14 protein-coding genes and 1 pseudogene are annotated in these 16,535 nt (G+C 61.7%); 11 read left to right on the top strand and 4 right to left on the bottom strand.

Annotated features, from left to right (window positions below):
• Positions 1-57: 57 nt before the first annotated feature.
• The 9 genes and pseudogenes from D3D01_RS18835 (at position 58) to phoU (ending at position 9,560) form a co-directional block, all read left to right on the top strand.
• Positions 58-1,101, top strand: a pseudogene (locus D3D01_RS18835) (RNA-guided endonuclease TnpB family protein).
• Positions 1,102-2,171: 1,070 nt separating this feature from the next.
• Positions 2,172-2,930 carry a helix-turn-helix domain-containing protein gene (locus D3D01_RS18825; RefSeq protein ID WP_121513311.1) on the top strand — a complete coding sequence of 253 codons (759 nt, stop codon included), beginning with the start codon at positions 2,172-2,174 and terminating at the stop codon, positions 2,928-2,930.
• Positions 2,931-3,036: 106 nt separating this feature from the next.
• Positions 3,037-4,740, top strand: coding sequence for a hypothetical protein (locus D3D01_RS18820; protein WP_121513310.1), 1,704 nt, complete (start codon positions 3,037-3,039; stop codon positions 4,738-4,740).
• 472 nt (positions 4,741-5,212) lie between these two features.
• The gene (locus tag D3D01_RS18815) at positions 5,213-5,926 is read left to right on the top strand and encodes a hypothetical protein (protein ID WP_121513309.1); all 714 of its coding nucleotides are present in this window, start codon (positions 5,213-5,215) and stop codon (positions 5,924-5,926) included.
• A gap of 55 nt (positions 5,927-5,981) precedes the next feature.
• Positions 5,982-6,542: a hypothetical protein gene (locus tag D3D01_RS18810; RefSeq protein ID WP_121513308.1), complete on the top strand. Its 561-nt coding sequence runs from the start codon at positions 5,982-5,984 to the stop codon at positions 6,540-6,542.
• 252 nt (positions 6,543-6,794) lie between these two features.
• Positions 6,795-6,923, top strand: a complete 129-nt coding sequence (locus D3D01_RS24875; RefSeq protein ID WP_255410441.1) for a hypothetical protein — start codon at positions 6,795-6,797, stop codon at positions 6,921-6,923.
• A 136-nt stretch (positions 6,924-7,059) separates the two neighbouring features.
• Positions 7,060-8,391 (top strand): Trk system potassium transporter TrkA, encoded by a 1,332-nt coding sequence (trkA, locus tag D3D01_RS18805; protein WP_101350556.1) that lies wholly within the window; start codon positions 7,060-7,062, stop codon positions 8,389-8,391.
• Positions 8,392-8,442: 51 nt separating this feature from the next.
• The gene (locus D3D01_RS18800) at positions 8,443-8,754 is read left to right on the top strand and encodes a hypothetical protein (RefSeq protein WP_121513307.1); all 312 of its coding nucleotides are present in this window, start codon (positions 8,443-8,445) and stop codon (positions 8,752-8,754) included.
• A 125-nt stretch (positions 8,755-8,879) separates the two neighbouring features.
• Positions 8,880-9,560, top strand: a complete 681-nt coding sequence (gene phoU / locus D3D01_RS18795; RefSeq protein WP_101350554.1) for a phosphate signaling complex protein PhoU — start codon at positions 8,880-8,882, stop codon at positions 9,558-9,560.
• A gap of 177 nt (positions 9,561-9,737) precedes the next feature.
• Here the strand turns inward: phoU and radB are convergent, their stop codons facing one another.
• Complete coding sequence (gene radB / locus D3D01_RS18790; RefSeq protein WP_101350553.1) at positions 9,738-10,448, bottom strand: DNA repair and recombination protein RadB; 711 nt, start codon at positions 10,446-10,448, stop codon at positions 9,738-9,740.
• A gap of 54 nt (positions 10,449-10,502) precedes the next feature.
• A complete protein-coding gene (locus tag D3D01_RS18785) occupies positions 10,503-11,333 on the bottom strand; it encodes a hypothetical protein (RefSeq protein ID WP_121513306.1) in 831 nt (276 codons plus the stop codon).
• Between the two features lie 163 nt (positions 11,334-11,496).
• Between D3D01_RS18785 and D3D01_RS18780 the strand changes: the two genes are divergently transcribed.
• Positions 11,497-12,282: a hypothetical protein gene (locus D3D01_RS18780; protein WP_121513305.1), complete on the top strand. Its 786-nt coding sequence runs from the start codon at positions 11,497-11,499 to the stop codon at positions 12,280-12,282.
• A 3-nt stretch (positions 12,283-12,285) separates the two neighbouring features.
• On the opposite strand, the gene larC is transcribed toward D3D01_RS18780, so the two are convergent.
• Together larC and D3D01_RS18770 are read right to left on the bottom strand one after the other, a co-directional pair.
• Positions 12,286-13,602, bottom strand: coding sequence for a nickel pincer cofactor biosynthesis protein LarC (gene larC / locus D3D01_RS18775; RefSeq protein ID WP_121513304.1), 1,317 nt, complete (start codon positions 13,600-13,602; stop codon positions 12,286-12,288).
• Between the two features lie 46 nt (positions 13,603-13,648).
• A complete protein-coding gene (locus D3D01_RS18770) occupies positions 13,649-14,065 on the bottom strand; it encodes a universal stress protein (RefSeq protein ID WP_101350549.1) in 417 nt (138 codons plus the stop codon).
• A 200-nt stretch (positions 14,066-14,265) separates the two neighbouring features.
• Between D3D01_RS18770 and D3D01_RS18765 the strand changes: the two genes are divergently transcribed.
• Positions 14,266-16,491, top strand: coding sequence for a CDC48 family AAA ATPase (locus D3D01_RS18765; protein WP_121513303.1), 2,226 nt, complete (start codon positions 14,266-14,268; stop codon positions 16,489-16,491).
• The last annotated feature ends 44 nt before the right edge of the window (positions 16,492-16,535 follow it).

The following is a 16,535-nucleotide window of genomic DNA, read 5'->3' as shown; positions in this document are numbered from 1 at the left end:
TGGCACGGCCAGATATTCCAATAGTTTGTTAAGATAACGCACTCAATTACAGCTGTAATGGTCACGGTGGCTGTCACCGCGAAGTTCCATAACCCTCCCTCTCACGGCGGAAAGAGTGGCAACACGCCGCTCGCCTCTACCGTGACACCAAGCAGTTCTGCATCGACGGATGGGAAAACGGCGACTTCGGCAAATCCGTGACCACGGCCCGTATCGACAACAATCTCTACTCGGCTATTCAGAACCAAGCCATTCGAGAGGCGAAATCCGACCACAACACGGACGGAGAGGTTCACTACCGAGAGAGCCAACCGTTCGCCGTCAACAACCAGAACTGGGAAATCGACACGACCGAGAACGGCACAGTCGTCGTCGGCTTCCCATGCGTCTCTCAATGGTGGTACACCCCGATAGAGGTGTACAACGATATTGCCGACCCCGTAGACCGACTGGTCAAGGGCGGCGCTGACAAGACCCGTCTATAGGTCTACCGTCGCGGAGACGACTGGTACTGTACGTTCAATATCGAGTACGACACCGAAACATCGGGTGAGACGTCTATCGGTGTCGATATTGGAGAACGGCATATCCTCGCTGTAACGGCCTACGGTGAAGACGAGTCGATGCTGGTGTCGGGTGGTGAGGCGAAGTACGTTCGACGCAAATATCGTTCCCTACGCGATTCGCTTTCGGGAGTGCGCTTCGCGCACCCAACCGCGTGATGACAAAGAACAGCGTCGAATCAAAGACCTGAACCACAAACTCTCCCGTCGTCTCATCACGTTCGCGGAGCAGTTCGAGAACCCCGTCATTTGGATGGAAGACCTCGAAGGTATCCGTGAGAACAGTTCGTGGTCGGGCGTTCACTCGTGGCACTTCCACCAACTCCAGCAGTTCATCACGTACAAAGCCGAACGCGCTGGTATCAGTGTCGAGAAGGTCGATGCGTACCATACCAGTCAACGGTGTTCGGCCTGTGGTTCGATGGGAACCCGTGATGGTGACCACTTTTCCTGTTCGGAGTGCAACCGTGGACGACACGCCGACCTGAACGCTTCGGAGAATATCGCACAACGGGAGGGTGAACCATGCACGGCGTAACAGTTCGGCTGACGCGAACCGTGCTACCTCACTGGTTGAATAGCCAGCCGTCTTCGACGCCTGCTGTATGCGGGGAGGAAGGCCCCATTGACAGGGCTGTACGCGCTGCAAAGCACACCGTTGGTCACAACTCGGTGGCAACCCTCGACGTTCCACGCGAAAGCGTACTTGAGAACCGAGGAAACGTGCAACCCGAATATTCCCTTCGGGGAATCCTCGCCGTTTAAGACGGAGAGAATGTCAGCTGCCCGTCACATGCAGAACAGTAGTCGCGGTAACACGCTGGGTCGCTCATAATCGTCTATACATTCCAATAGATTGAGAAGGTTACATAGGTTGCGGCGGGTCAGCGCGGCGAAGTTGCAAGCATAGCAACTGGCAACTAACTGCTCGACTGCACCGACCCCTCCGTTTCGTATGACTTGCAAGGGTGGAATAGACCAGTTGAGACCGACAAACCGACCGAACACCGTCCTTTGTCAATCTGCGGGTGTCCAACCCACCCCAATACCACCGGAACAAGATGAATGACCGCTGTCGCGCCTGACTAGGTTGGCGGATGACCCAGCCGGCGTATGCCGTATCTGACCGGTCAATATGGCTGGTTTCGTGGGACAGCGCCCTACTCGAAGCCAGTCCAGAACTACCGTAAAATAGAGATTACTTTGTCAGTTTGATAGGTATGGTAAGTCAAATGCTCCAACCTTGGTTGTTGTCTTGCGATTCGATCTAACCTTGGAAAAAGTCGTGGTTATGATATGTTTTGTCAAAGCGATCACTGTTTCCCACGGAGCGCCACGCTTGCTCACATTCTGCGTTGGCTCCACCAGCCTGCCCGTTCACCGTACTTGTCGGTGGGCATCTAGGGGATCTTGGCGACGCTTGATCGTCTTCTACCGGGGGAACTACCCGAGTTGTCCCAGCGAAACCTGCCGTTGGAAGAGACTGTTCTGTCTCGACAGGTGGTTAAACACCGGCCCCCACAGAGTGCCTATTAATATAGTGCATCGGTCTTCAAACACTATCTCTATAGTGGTAATATCCTTGTGTGCGATTCGTCTGGTGTCCACATGCGCAACACCGGTGACCAGGGGTCAGCAGCCGAGGCGGACCAGCCAGTCGATGGCGCTGGGTACGGGCCGGCGAGCCCATCAGAGACGGGTGAGACATCACGGGGGAAGAGCCTCGGTGTCGATCTGTGTCTGAGTCATCCGGAGCTAGTTCTGACGGAGGCAGTCGAGAGCAGTCCGGACATAACAGTCCGTCCGGAGCAGATGGTCGACGACGGTACGTCGAGCTTCGTGGTGATAGAGGCCGTCGGTGAGGGTCTTGACCAGTTCGAAACAGAACTGGAGAGGGATAGCACGGTATGCGAGTCCGTCGTATTAGACTGGACGGAGACGAACCGCGTCTATCGGGTCGAGGTGGCCGACAGCGCCGTTCGACTCACGCCCTCGCTCGTCCGCGCCGGTGGTCGGGCGCTCGATATCAGAGGGACAAGTGGACAGTGGCTGGTACACGCCCAGTTTCGGTCGCGGGCAGCACTGTCGCAGTTCCGCTCTGAGTGCTCTGACCGGAATATCACGTTTCGACTTGATCGACTGTACTGGACCTCCGGAGAAGTCAACGCCGGTGCATGCGGGCTAACCGCAGACCAGCAAGTCGCACTCGAGACGGCACACAGAGAGGGGTACTTCGACGTTCCCCGTGGTATCTCACAAGCAGAGTTGGCGGACAAACTCGGCATTTCACCATCGGCGATGTCACAGCGGATTCGGCGCGGGATGGATCAGGTCGTCGGGTCGGAGCTTGGACTATCTGATGAGTAGATGACTAGAGAACAAATAATTATATCTGAATTATCAAGTGTGGCCAGACGTGACAGGGCTATCATGTGCCAAAAAGGATATTGTTCCGCTGTGACACCCGTTCCGTATGAGACACCGGATCGTGAGCGGGATGTGCACTTTATTCCTCCTCTTGACAGTCGCGTCCGTCTCCGTGGGTGTCGCTGCTGCAGCGGACGCCGGGCAGTATGCTGACGACACAGCGACGGGCAACGAAACAGCGCCAGCGATACAGTCGGCTGGTCCCACACAGGCTGTTGCGCACGGGCCGAACGGAACCGCGTTCGTCTGGGAACGGATAGACGGCGCGCGGCCCGGCGGGTATCAGATCGCAGTGACCGTTAGCTCGCCGCAGGAGAACCGCTCGGTCTGTGCGCGCGCGAACGGGTCTTTGAACTGTACGTCGGTCGGCCCGAACGGAACAACGACCCTCACGACTCCCGGGACAACGGGGATCGATGATCTCTCAGTCTCTCTCTACAACACGCGCACCGACACCACGATAGATCGGCAACCGGTGTCTCTGCAGCCGATTCAGCGTACCGGTGATATTGATGACGACGGGCTCAACAACAGCCACGAGGTGGTCCAGGGTACGAACCTCACTGACGCCGACACTGACGGCGACGGGCTGTTGGACGGGACAGAAGTCCACCAGCACGGGACGGCCCCCACAGCCGCAGACACTGATGAAGACGGTGTCGCCGACAGGACTGAGATCCAACAGGGCACCGACCCGCGACGGGCCGATACCGATGGCGACGGGTTAGCAGACGAACGCGAACTGACACTCGGGACGAATCCAACCGTCGCGGACACTGACGGCGATGGGCTGTCCGACCAGCGAGAGGCGTCTGGCGAGACCGATCCGACCGACGCGGACACGGACAACGACGGCGTCGTCGACGGTCGGGAGCTGGCGGTCGGCACGAACCCGGTACAGGCCGACACCGACGCTGATGAGGTCGCTGACGGCAGGGAGCTGGCCCTGGGCACCGACCCGACGGTCGCAGACACTGACGGTGATGGGGTGGCAGATGGGACAGAACTTGAGGCAGGGACCGAACCTACCGAGAGTGACACAGATAGTGACGGTCTCAGCGACGGAAAGGAACTGGCGGCTGGCACGTCCCCGACCACCGTCGATACGGATGGCGATGGTCTCAGCGACGGGCGTGAGGTTTCGGCCCTTGGAACAGACCCGCTCGCGTCCGATTCGGACGGTGACTTCCTGACCGACCCACAGGAAGTCACCTGGGGGACGAACCCGAACAGCGTTCTGACGCCAGCCTGGGTGACGAGTTCGCTACTGGGGTTCCTGATAGGAATTGGGTTGACAGTCGCAGCGATCAGGCGTGGCTGGGTGATAAGGCTCTCCACGGCGGCCAGACTGTTCATTTATCGCTACCTGGAACTGGATCGGGAGATACTCGAAATTAACCGTGAAATCGACGCCACGGACAGGGTGGTCGAAGCCGACAGTGCAGACATCGACGTGGACACTGCAGCTGGGGCCTTCGAGCAAGCTGACCAGGAACTCACCCCTGACGCGCACCTCGTGAAGCTGATGCTGCAAGCCGAGAACGGTCGTCTGCATCAGACAGATATCGTTGAGGCGACGGACTGGTCGAAAGCGAAGGTTAGCCGCCTCCTTTCGCGGATGGTGGACGAAGACGAAGTCGTAAAAATACGTCTCGGCAGGGAGAACCTCATCTGTCTGGAGCGGGCAAAGCCCCCGGCGGCGAACTCGCCCCACGCAGGCGATATCAAGCCGCCGACGCCCGGCGGATAAGCTGACACACGCGCCGGATAGCTTGGTCGGTAGTGGCATCACTGCACAGAGACGGGTAAATCTCCGCCAAGCGCACCTGTCCGCCGCCGTCACGGCGGTCAGGAATATGTGCACAACACCCTGCGGCAGATACAAAGGTCACCGTACTCCCGGCTTTTGTGCCTTCTACGTCCCGAAAACAGTCGAATAGGTCCGTGACAGGCGGAATTTCCACGGTGCACGAGTGTGATTTTTCACATACTAGTTGCTGTCGAGACGGTGGAACGATCCGGTACGGTGCGTGAAACAGTACTGGAAAGCAATAGCTGGGGCGAAACGACCTATATGGCTGTATTCGTCCTTCAGAAGCCACTTTTACTGTCCTGTGTCCAGAGTAAGTCGGTCACTACCGACCGGCTAAATCGGTGAAACAGTCGCAACCGACGGAACAGTCGACCCGGTATATGGCGGCCGCTGGAAAAGGAAAAGTCACATGTCGATAGCTGAAACGACTTCCGAACCCACAGCAGCCGAGGCAGAGGCGTCCACGACAGATGAGTCATCGTCTGGAGACGCCTCGTCTGACGATAACCTCACCCGCGACGACATTTTCCATGTCCTTCAGTGTCGTCGTCGCCGCTTAGTCCTCAAGTACCTCCACGAGCACTCCGGCGAAGAGCCAGCCGATATGAGCGACATCGCAGAACACATCGCGGCGCTGGAACACGACACCACCGTCGACTCGCTGCGCTCGAAACAGCGCCAGCGCGTCTACATCGCGCTGTACCAGTCCCACCTCCCAAAGATGGACGATGCGGGCGTTATCAACTACAACCAAGACCGGGGACTCGTCGAAGCGACCGCGCTCGCGAACTCCTTCGATAAGTATCTCGCTGCGGAACCATCACTTCTGTCGACGCCGGCTGCGGAGTCGACGCTGCCGGCCGGGCCTGTAACTGACCACGACCGGCCCGGTGCCCACACGCCTGCCGGTGAGCGATGGGCAGGTCGGTATCTCGGGACTGCGTGTGCCACATTGGTTGCAGTCGGTGGACTCGCACTCAGCGGGACTACAGTGTCAGGTGTCGCAGTCGCACTCGTCGTGAGCGTGGTATTTGTAGCACTGGCGGTGATCCATCGGCTCTCACTGTCGGGGCCGCGGTCGCTTTCAGACCGTCTACGAGCGGCTCTCGATACGGAGATGTAAGCTACGTACTGGACAAATGCGTGCACACAGCGGTACACCCCGGGGTGAGTAACATATGCAACCGGCAGTAGGGCCCGACGCCGTCGTTGATACCGGGAAAAGGACTACGCCGCCAGCGCAGAACGACCTCGATGGCGCGACCCTATTCGATATTCTCGGTAACGAGCGCCGCCGCGCATGCTTGTACTGCCTTGCTGAACACGGGACAGCGCTCTCTGTCAATACGCTGGGCAAACAGGTGGCTCGGGCCGTCGCCGATGCAGAGACCGATAGTGATGAACTCTACGACAGTGTGTACATCTCACTCTGTCAGACTCACCTGCCCAAACTCGATGCTGTCGGGCTAGTAGAGTACGAGCAAGACCGAAAACGTGTCCGTCAGGGCCCCAGATTCGACGCTATCAGAGACCAGTTCGAAGCGGCCCGCACGCCCAGAGAACAGGCAGCCGAGAGCCCTCGAGCCGAGACCATTGTGAGTGTTCTGACGGTGGCGATAGGCGGGGCCGCAGTCGCGAGTCCACCGACAGCCAGAACCATACTGCTTTTCGGACTCGTTGGGGTTCACCTTCTCGTTCTCAGCCTTGGGTCCGCGTCTCCGTTCAGAAGTAGTGACTGAGCGCGTCCGTCTGGTCGGGCGTAGCACATACACTGGCCAGTGGCGAAGTAGTAGTCACCTGCTACCGTAGTGAACGCTCCGCCGGGCGGCTGTTGCGTGTTGGACAGGGTTGCAGGCAAAGACCGATGTCAGAGTGTGGTACAGTCCCTGACGGCGGTTCCCTGAGTTGAGCGGCAGAAGTACGTGTCTACCGGGTAGATAGCGGGCGTAAAGAAGCATATAATCAAACGGTGGGCGGCAGAGAAAGCGTATATGACCGACTACGCCAGTATGCGAAAAGCGATCGAAGAGACGAAAGAATCGTTCGATGCGGTCGAGCGGTTCCAACGTCGGTCAGCCCTCTGTCCTTGGTTGAATGTCCCGCTTCGGGATGAGCCGTAAGTAAGCCACAGGTGCGTCTTGACCGCCGGATTCGGTAGCCTGTCCGCCCCGATGGGACCGGACTGCTGGCCGGATGAAAATACACTTCACCCATCGGCGGAAAGCTGATGCATATGAATCAGGCGGAGGCGCAGCCGTGTATATCGTAATCGTCGGCGCGGGCGAGGTCGGTTCGAACATTGCTGAGAGCCTCGCTGAGAGCCACGAAGTCGCCGTCGTAGATATCGACCCAGACCGCGTTGAAAGCCTGATGTACGAGGCCGACGTGCTGGGCGTCGAAGGGGACGGTGCGGAACTCGACACTCTCTCCGAGGCCGGTATCGAGAAAGCCGACGTTCTCATCGCCAGTACCGACGACGACGAGACGAACATCGTCACTTGCGGGACGGCGGTAACGGCGGCTGACCCGTTCACCATTTCCCGCGTCAAGAGCGCGAAGTTCCTCCGGACTTGGGAAAAATCCGAGGGCGCCTTTGGCGTGGATCACATGGTTGCGACGAACCTGCTCACTGCGGAGAATATCGCCCGAGTAATCGGGCTCCCCGGTTCGCGCGACGTAGAAACATTTGTTGACGGACAGGTCCAGATGGGTGAGTTCGAAGTGCGCGAATCCAGTCCAATCACGAACCTGACCGTCGCTGAGGCCGACCGCTACGAGTCACTAACCTTTGCTGCCGTACTGCGCGACGGCGAAGTCATTATCCCGCGCGGAGAGACGGTCATCAAAGCGGGCGACGATATCGTCGTCATCGGCAGCTGTGAGAGCGTTCGCCTGTTCGCGACCGAGATCGCGCCGAAGTCGGAGGCAACCCAGAACGTCCTCGTTGTCGGCGGGAGCGACGTCGGCTATCACACCGCACGACTGCTTCAGGATCGCGGTATCAAACCGCGGCTTATCGAGCGCGACCACGACAGAGCGCGCGAGCTGGCAGAAGAGCTGCAAGGAACCACCGTGCTGGAGAGTGATGCAACCGACACTGAGTTCCTCGAACGGGAACACGTCTCCGATGCCGATGCTGTGGTTGCGACGCTCGATAGCGACGAGAAGAATCTCTTAGTGACGCTGCTGGCCAAGCGACTCGGTGCGGAGCGAACCGTCGCCGTCGTCAACTCCGGCGAGTACGTTGACCTGTTCGAAGCTGTTGGCGTCGATGTAGCTGTCAATCCCCGCGAGACGACCGCAGAAGAGATTACCCGGTTCACCCGGGAGTACGACGCGACGAAGGTTGCCATCATCGAATCCGACCGCGCCGAAGTGCTGGAAATCGAAATAGCCGCTGACAGTGTCCTCGCCGGGCGACCGATCCAGGAATCGGTGCAGGAACTGCCGACTGGCGTGGTCATCGGAGCTATCAGCCGCGGCGGCGAGCTTGTCATCCCCCGCGGTGACACTGTTATCGAACCCGGCGACCACGTCGTGGTGTTCGTGGACGCCGACTGTCTGGAAGCGGTCAACGACAAGCTGTAGTAACAGCGCTGCGCCCAAGAGACTAAGCCTGTTTCCCGCCTCAGTTAGTGTATGGCTTCCGTTGCGGCCCGTATCGTGCTCTCGTTTGCCCCCAACACCACCGATGGAGACCCGTGGTCCGGCGTCGATACCGAGTGGATAGCTGACGAACTCCGCGGGGACACCTATCAACAGTACCTTCGACGCGCCCACAGCGGCCCGGTAGCTGTCGGCGAGGAGTGGGACGAGTTCGTGAGCTGTGGTTGCGCGACGCCACAGGACGTGGTGCTGCGCGTCGAGCGCGTCGAGGACGGAACGGCAGTTGGTGACGAAACGACGCTTGACGTTCATCCTCGTAACGACACAGAGGCAGTGCCCCAGTAACCGTTTTTTGCTGTCGAGCGTGTCTGTTCCTGCATAGTAGTCCGCCGCGACTGTCGCGCCGGTCAGTATCGGGAGATATTGGGAGAAGGGAAAGGCTGATGCATGGCACTAGCACATTCCGGACTATGCCACGCGATTCCTATCAGGAGGGACTGAACTCGCTCCGCGAGGATGTCCTTTATATGTCTGAGATCGTCCTCGAGCGGCTCCGGCTCGGCTTGGATGCGCTCGAACAGAAAGACGAAGAGATGGCCCGAGAGGTCATCGAGGGCGACCACGAGATCAATCAACTGTATCTCGACCTCGAACAGGACTGTATCGACCTGCTGGCGCTGCAACAGCCGGTCGCATCCGATCTCCGCTTTATCGCCGCGTCGTTCAAGATCATTACCGACCTCGAACGGATCGGCGACCTCGCCACGAACCTCGGCGAGTACTCGCTGGAGGCCGAACGCGATGTATACCCCGAGGTCGACATTCAGGACGTTGCCGACGTGACCATCGAGATGGTCGAAAACGCTATGCAAGCCTACGGCGACGAGAACGCCGACCAGTGCTACGCCATCGCCGATGTCGACGACGAGGTGGACGAACGCTGTGAGGCCGCCTCGGAAACGGTCGTGCGTGACCTCATTGAGCGGGAGATAGACACCGACTCCAGCGAAGGCGAGATTGAGCAACTGATGGCCGACGTGTCCCGTCTCCTGCTGACGATTCGTGACATCGAGCGGGTCGGCGACCACGCCGTCAACATCGCCGCGCGGACGCTGTACATGGCCGAGAACGACGACGACCTCATCTACTGAACCTTTTTCGTCGTCGGGTCGCCGGGGGCGACCGCTCCTCGAAAAACGGTCATGAAAAAGGCCGAGCACGGCGAGCCGTGCTCGGTGAAACCGCGCTCGTTCCGCTCGCGCGGTATGCGTCGAACGGCCACAGAACCGCGACGGCCCGTGCCCGACTGGTTCGGCAGTTAGGGCGGGCTACTGCGGCGTCTCGGGCGTGTCGTCGCCCACGAGTCCCGAGTCGGTGATGCGGAACTGGGCCGTGTCGCCGGCCGGTTTGGCGCGGTGTTTCTCCAGTGTGGCGCGGCGGTTGCCGCCGCGGAACCGGTCCAGGCGGACGATTGCGCCCGACCAGTGGTTGAGGGTATGGCCGCCGAGCGCCGTTGAGCGGTCGCTGTCGGGGTCGGTAAACACCTGGTTCGTAAACAGGACCGCGAGGTCGTGTTTGCGGGCCAGCGAGAGCAGGTGGGTAATCTGGCGGGCCACGTCCCGAAGCGTCTCACCGCCGTCCTCGTCGTCGCGGCGGAGTCGATAGAACCCGGTCGCGCTGTCGAGCACGATGAGTTCGACCTCGGCGGCGAACTCCGCGGCGTCCTGGACGGCCTCGGCCTGCTCGTCGTAGTCCAGCGCCTCGGTGATGATGAGGCGGCCGGCGAGGTCGTCCACGGTCTGGGCGGTCCCGCGAGCGCGGCCGCTAGCGACCTGTTCCATCCGGTCGGCCGAGAGTCCTTCAGTGTCGATGTACAGCGCCGCGTCGCCGGCGGCGGCGACTTCCATCACCGCCGACAGGGCGAAGTTGGTCTTGCCGGCCGCCGGCGGGCCGTACACCTGTGTGACCGCACCGCGCTCCAGCCCACCGCCCAGGAGGTCGTCAATAGCGTCACACCCGGTCGGGACGTACTCGCTCACGGGCAGGGGTTGGGCAGGTTCGGATAAAAACACTGGTACCTGACGACACTGCTGTCAGTCGTCCGAAAGCCGTTCGGCCAGCGTCCACTCTGCGAGGGACACGTCGTCGATGTCGGCTGTTGCAAACCGGAGGGCAGTCCCCCATCTGCGGGTGATGACGAGCGACTCGGCGTCGAGCTCGTAAGATTCCAGTTCTTCCCAGGCGTAGAACCGTCTGGCAATTGGGAGTCTGACTTCCAGACCGCGCTCGGTCGCCACGACGGTTCGGGTTCCGCCTGTCGAGAGAAGGACGAAGCCGGACGGGAACAGCACCTGACTGACGTACTGGAGCAGGGCGATATCGAACACCGCACCGACGGCGAACCCGATGGTCGCGACGCCAGCGATGGCTCCGCCGACGTGCAACCGCCGACGCTGTGCAGACTCGGGCCAGCTCGCTCGCCAGCGGGTCAACTCCTCCGCCCCTGCGGTAACTGCCGCAGTGTACCGTGTCTGTGACATAACCGCGACAGCGACTCCGAGCAAAACGGCTAGCAAGCCGAAGAAAAACGCCAGCACGCCACTGACACCACTCATCTCCAGCGACGCAAAGCCGACGGCGGCGTACACGGCCGCGATCGCCGCTGGAAGCCACCGGGCGCGAGTCGCGCCGACTGTAACGGCTACTGCCGGTCGACTGGAGAGCAGCCATCCTATTACGGTGGTCACAGCGGTCACCGTCCCGACCAGCGCGGCGTAGAGCGCCCACGCTTCGGTAACGCCGACCCACTTCAGCCCCGGTACAATCGGCGGTGCCAGAAGCAAGCCCAGATAAGCTCCGCTGGCACCACTGAACAGTGGGTCGGAAGCCGCGCCTGCTCCGTCAGTGTGAACCACCGGACGCATCACTAGCAGTCCAGTTAGCTGTTATAAAAATCCTATCAAATATAATAGGAATCGTAGATGTCCCCAACACGATGTATCCAATGGTGTCTGGTAAATATCTAGAACACAAACGTGGACTAACGGACTCCCATATCTGTAAGTAATCGGCGTCCGAACTCCGGTTGTGATTGTCGTCGCCACAGCGGACTTCGAAGTGTACCACGGTGTCGTCAACGAGCTGCGCGACCGTGGTGTGGCGTTCACAACTATCGAACCGGGCGACCGATGGCCCGAGGAGGCGGAGGTCGCGGTCATCGCGGCCGGGGAATCGGTCGAAATCCCCGACGGCGTCAACCTCGTGCAGGCGGACCCGGACACACCGCGTCGAGCCGTCGAAACCGTCATTTCGACACTCCGGGGTGGTGACGGTCGAACCGTCATCGGTATCGACCCCGGCGAACGGCCGGGTGTCGCGATTCTCCACGGCGATATGGTCGTCGCGGCGTTTCAGGTACCTGTGGCGGAAATCACCGACATCGTTCGCGATGAAGTCGAGGACGCGGTCGACCCGGTCGTCCGCATCGGCGACGGTGCGCGGCTCGTCGGCGCGCGCATCATCGACGAGATTCAGTCCGTGCCGGTGGAGTTGGTCGACGAAACGGGGACGACGCCGTATCTCGGGTCCGGCGCACGCGGAATGGGTGACGTGCTGGCCGCGGTCAACATCGCCCGGCTCGACGGCGAGGAAATCGAGAGCCGAACCATCGAACCCACCGCCGGCGAACTCCAGAAGATCAAGGACCGCTCGCGGGAGGCAAGCGAGACGAACCGGGCAATCAGCGAGGGGCTGGCCCGAAAGGTCGCCACCGGCGCGCTCACCGTCGAGGAGGCGCTGGCCGAACACGACAGCGACACTGCGGTCGGGGACGGAGACGAGGGCGACTCCGACCCGGACACGGCCGACGAGTAGCGGCTATTCCCGCACCATCCGCTCGGCTCGCTGCATAACCGCCCGAACGGGGAGCCCGGTCGCGTCCGCGACGGCCGCGGCGTCGTCGTACTCCGCGCTCACGTCGAACACTGTGCCGTCAGTGTCACTTGCGACTTTGACCGTGACCTCGAACTGCTCGCCGTCGACGGAGAGCGCGACCGTCTTGTACTCCCGGTCAGCGACCCAGCGGTGACCGGCCCCGGACTCGCGCACGCCGAGCGTCCCGGTCGCTTCGGCGAGGCAGCGCGCGACCCGCTCGGCGTCTTCCGGCCTGCAAATGACCTTCACGATGTGGCCGGGTCGGGACTTCTTCATCGTCGTCGGCACTATCGACACGTCGCGTGCGCCGACGTCCGGGAGCGAGCGCTGGAGGTCGCCAAGCACCTCGGGTGGGACGTCGTCGACGTTCGTTTCGAGGACCGTGATTTCATCGCGGCGGAGCCGCCCCGCGCCGTCGCCGACCATGGCCCGCAAGACGTTGGGGCGGTCGTCGAGGTCCCAGCCGCCAGCGCCGTAGCCTGACGCGTCGAGATCGAGCGGTGGCAACGAGTCGGTCCCGTCAGCGATGTGGGCGAGAATCGCCGCGCCGGTCGGCGTCAGGAGTTCCCTGTCGATGGGGCCACCCTGCAGCGACCAGTCGGCTTGCTCCGCGATTGCAACTACTGCGGGAGTCGGGACCGGGTAACTGCCGTGGCTCATCTCGACAGTCCCGCCGCCCGTCGCCAGCGGCGTCGTTACGACCCGCTCGATGTCGAGGTCGTCCAGCAGGAGGCAGACGCCGACGATATCAGCGATGGCGTCGTCGGCCCCGACCTCGTGAAAGTGCGTGTCGTCGAGATCCGTCCCGTGGACAGACGCCTCGGCCTCGCCGAGTATCTCGAATATCGCCAGCGCGTCCGTTCGCACTGTCGCCGGGAGGTCCATCTCCCCGACGAGTTCGACGACCTCGGCGTACGTTCGGCTCGGGCCGCGCCCCTCAGCGTGGGTGTGGTCGTGGTCTTCGTGGGTGTGTGGGTGTGCGTCGTCGTCCCCAGCGTGGCCGTGTCCCTCGTCATGGTCGTGGGAGTGAGAATGCGACTGGTCGTCGTGAGAATCGTCGACATCGTCGGCGTCGGACAGCAGTACGTCGACGCGCGTTGCAGCAATCCCTGAGCGGTCCACCGCGGAGACGGCGTATTCGACGTCCAGCGCGTCTTCAACCGGCGACAGAGCCTCGCGGTCGGCCCCGGCGGCCAGTAGTGCCCCCAGCAGCATGTCGCCGGCAGCACCTATCCGGCCATCGAAAGCGAGTGTTCGCATACCCGGAGAGTCAGGCTGGGCCGGTAAAAGCCCTCTCGCTACAGCCTCACGTCTGGCGGACGATGTGGATGTCGTAGGACTCGCCGTCTGTGACTTCGCCGATGGGGACGACGATGTCTTCGGTGTCGTCGCTACCGAGGAACACGACGCTGGCGTCAACGTCTCGGGCGGTCTGCCTGATCGTCGTCGACAATTCACTGGTGGAGTGGGCGCTCACGTCGTCGTAGCGGAGTTCGGAGTCGTCGGTCGCCTCCTCGATCTTGCGTCTGAGGTCATCTGCGGCGGTTTCGGCGGCGAAGTCTTCAGTGGGGTCGACGCGTCGGCGGCGCTCGGCGTAGTCGGCCCCAGTGGGGATGAACGCGACGGCGACGACATCCTCGTCAAGCGCTCCAGCGTAGGTGACGGCGCGGTCGAGTGCGGCATCTGCAAGCGGTGACCCATCGAAGGGAACAAGAAATACCATATCGGCGCTATCGGGTCCAGCCTTATGAAACGCGGCGATGGCGGCAGGCTGTGTCACTGCGTCCCAAAACAGAGGCTATTACCGCATGCTGTGCGGTATGTTATTAGGTATCATATAAACCCGTCGCCCTGCGTCTTGGCCGCCGGTAGCATAAAGCATATCTCCGGGGCTACCCGAGTTCGTTGTAAGCAGGCTCTACTATGAACGAAGTCCAATTGGAAGTGGCGAAGGCGTACCCGAACGACTCGGGGCGCGGCATCGCCCGACTCGACCCCGACACGCTGCTGCATCTCAAGCTTTCCCCCGGCGACATCATCGAGATAGAAGGGAGCGATACGACCGCGGCCAAGGTGTGGCGCGCCGACCGGCAGGACTGGAACACCGACACCGTCCGCATCGACGGCTTCACGCGCCAGAACGCAGACGTGGGCATCGGCGAGCGCGTCACCATCCGCAAGGCCGAGGCCGAGAAGGCCGACAAGCTCGTGCTCGCCCCGCCCGAGGAGGCGTCGGTCCAGTTCGGCTCCGACGCCGCCGGCATGGTCAAACGCCAGATTCTCAAACGGCCGGTCGTCGAGCGCGACATCGTCCCCGTGATGTCCTCGACGAACCACCCGTTCATGCGCTCGCCCGGACAGGCCATCCCGCTCATCGCAGTCGAGACCGAGCCGGAGGGCGTCTGTCTCATCACTGAGGACACCGAGGTCGAACTCCGCGAGGAACCCATCTCCGGGTTCGAGAAGACCGGCGGCGGCATCACCTACGAGGACATCGGCGGCCTCCAAAACGAGATTCAGCGGGTCCGTGAGATGGTCGAGCTGCCGATGAAACACCCCCAGATATTCAAGAAGCTCGGCATCGAGCCGCCACAGGGGGTCCTGCTCCACGGGCCGCCCGGTACCGGGAAGACGCTGCTCGCGAAGGCCGTCGCCAACGAGACCTCCGCCAGTTTCTTCTCTATCGCCGGCCCCGAGATAATCTCGAAGTACTACGGCGAATCCGAACAGCAGTTACGCGAGATATTCGAGGACGCGAGCGAGGAGTCGCCCTCGATAATCTTCATCGACGAACTGGACTCTATCGCGCCAAAGCGCGAGGACGTGACCGGCGAGGTCGAGCGCCGCGTCGTCGCCCAACTGCTGACGATGATGGACGGCCTCGAATCGCGGGGCCAGGTCATCGTCATCGCCGCGACCAACCGCGTCGACAGCGTGGACCCGGCGCTGCGCCGCCCCGGCCGCTTCGACCGCGAAATCGAGATCGGCGTGCCCGACGAGGTCGGCCGCGAGGAAATCCTCCAGATTCACACCCGCGGCATGCCGCTGTCTGACGACGTGAACCTCGCCAAACTGGCGACGGACACGCACGGCTTCGTCGGAGCCGACATCGAGAGTCTGACCAAGGAGGCCGCGATGAAGGCGCTCCGGCGCTACCTCCCCGAAATCGACTTGGACGAGGAGGACATCCCGCCGAGCCTCATCGACCGCATGATAATCAAGCGCGACGACTTCAAGGGCGCGCTCAACGAGGTGAGTCCGTCGGCGATGCGGGAAGTGCTGGTGGAACTCCCGAAGGTGTCCTGGGACAGCGTCGGCGGCCTCAGCGAGCCCAAAGAGCAGGTCCAGGAGGCCGTCGAGTGGCCGATGAACTCCCCGGAAAAGTTCGAGCGCATGGGCGTGACGCCGCCGTCGGGCGTGTTGCTGTACGGTCCGCCCGGCACCGGAAAGACGCTCATGGCGAAAGCTGTCGCCAACGAGACGGACGCGAACTTCATCTCGGTCCGCGGGCCGCAACTACTCAGCAAGTGGGTCGGCGAGAGCGAGAAGGCCATCCGCCAGACGTTCCGGAAGGCTCGCCAGGTCGCCCCGACCATCATCTTCTTCGACGAACTCGACTCGCTGGCACCGGGTCGGGGCGGCGAGATGGGGTCGAACGTCTCCGAACGCGTCGTCAACCAGCTCCTGACCGAACTCGACGGGCTCGAAGAGATGGAGGACGTGATGGTCATCGGCGCGACCAACCGCCCGGACATGATCGACCCGGCCCTCATCCGCTCGGGCCGGTTCGACCGGCTGGTGATGATCGGCGAGCCCGACATTGAGGGCCGCGAGCAGATCCTGAAGATCCACACGGACGAAACGCCGCTGTCGCCCGATGTGAGCCTGCGTGAACTGGCCGAAGTCAGCGAGGGCTTCGTCGGCTCGGACCTCGAATCCATTGCCCGTGAGGCCGCTATCGAGGCGCTCCGTGAGGACGACGACGCGGAGGAAGTCGAGATGCGCCACTTCCGGCAGGCGATGGACAGCGTGCGCCCGACCATCACCGACGACATCCGCGAGTACTACGAGCAGATGGAAGAGGAGTTCAGAGGGGGTTCCAGCCCACAGCGTCAGGCTGGAACCGGCGGCCGGATCGGCTTCCAGTAACGCCGGCGACCTCGATACTGCTTCTCGCTGGATTTGAACGCGTT

This window comes from Haloarcula sp. Atlit-7R (assembly GCF_003666065.1).
GTDB classification, from domain to species: domain Archaea; phylum Halobacteriota; class Halobacteria; order Halobacteriales; family Haloarculaceae; genus Haloarcula; species Haloarcula taiwanensis.
Note: the sequence above shows the minus strand (reverse complement) of the source record. Positions and strands in the feature narration are given on the sequence as shown.

Bases quoted from the DNA above. Each gene is read 5' to 3' on its own strand.
- D3D01_RS18770 (WP_101350549.1), bottom strand. From the start codon at position 14,065: ATGGTATTTCTTGTTCCCTTCGATGGGTCACCGCTTGCAGATGCCGCA.
- larC (WP_121513304.1), bottom strand. From the start codon at position 13,602: ATGCGAACACTCGCTTTCGATGGCCGGATAGGTGCTGCCGGCGACATG.
- D3D01_RS18820 (WP_121513310.1), top strand. From the start codon at position 3,037: ATGAGACACCGGATCGTGAGCGGGATGTGCACTTTATTCCTCCTCTTG.
- D3D01_RS18815 (WP_121513309.1), top strand. From the start codon at position 5,213: ATGTCGATAGCTGAAACGACTTCCGAACCCACAGCAGCCGAGGCAGAG.
- D3D01_RS18765 (WP_121513303.1), top strand. From the start codon at position 14,266: ATGAACGAAGTCCAATTGGAAGTGGCGAAGGCGTACCCGAACGACTCG.
- D3D01_RS18785 (WP_121513306.1), bottom strand. From the start codon at position 11,333: ATGCGTCCGGTGGTTCACACTGACGGAGCAGGCGCGGCTTCCGACCCA.
- D3D01_RS24875 (WP_255410441.1), top strand. From the start codon at position 6,795: ATGACCGACTACGCCAGTATGCGAAAAGCGATCGAAGAGACGAAAGAA.
- D3D01_RS18810 (WP_121513308.1), top strand. From the start codon at position 5,982: ATGCAACCGGCAGTAGGGCCCGACGCCGTCGTTGATACCGGGAAAAGG.
- D3D01_RS18825 (WP_121513311.1), top strand. From the start codon at position 2,172: ATGCGCAACACCGGTGACCAGGGGTCAGCAGCCGAGGCGGACCAGCCA.
- D3D01_RS18800 (WP_121513307.1), top strand. From the start codon at position 8,443: ATGGCTTCCGTTGCGGCCCGTATCGTGCTCTCGTTTGCCCCCAACACC.
- phoU (WP_101350554.1), top strand. From the start codon at position 8,880: ATGCCACGCGATTCCTATCAGGAGGGACTGAACTCGCTCCGCGAGGAT.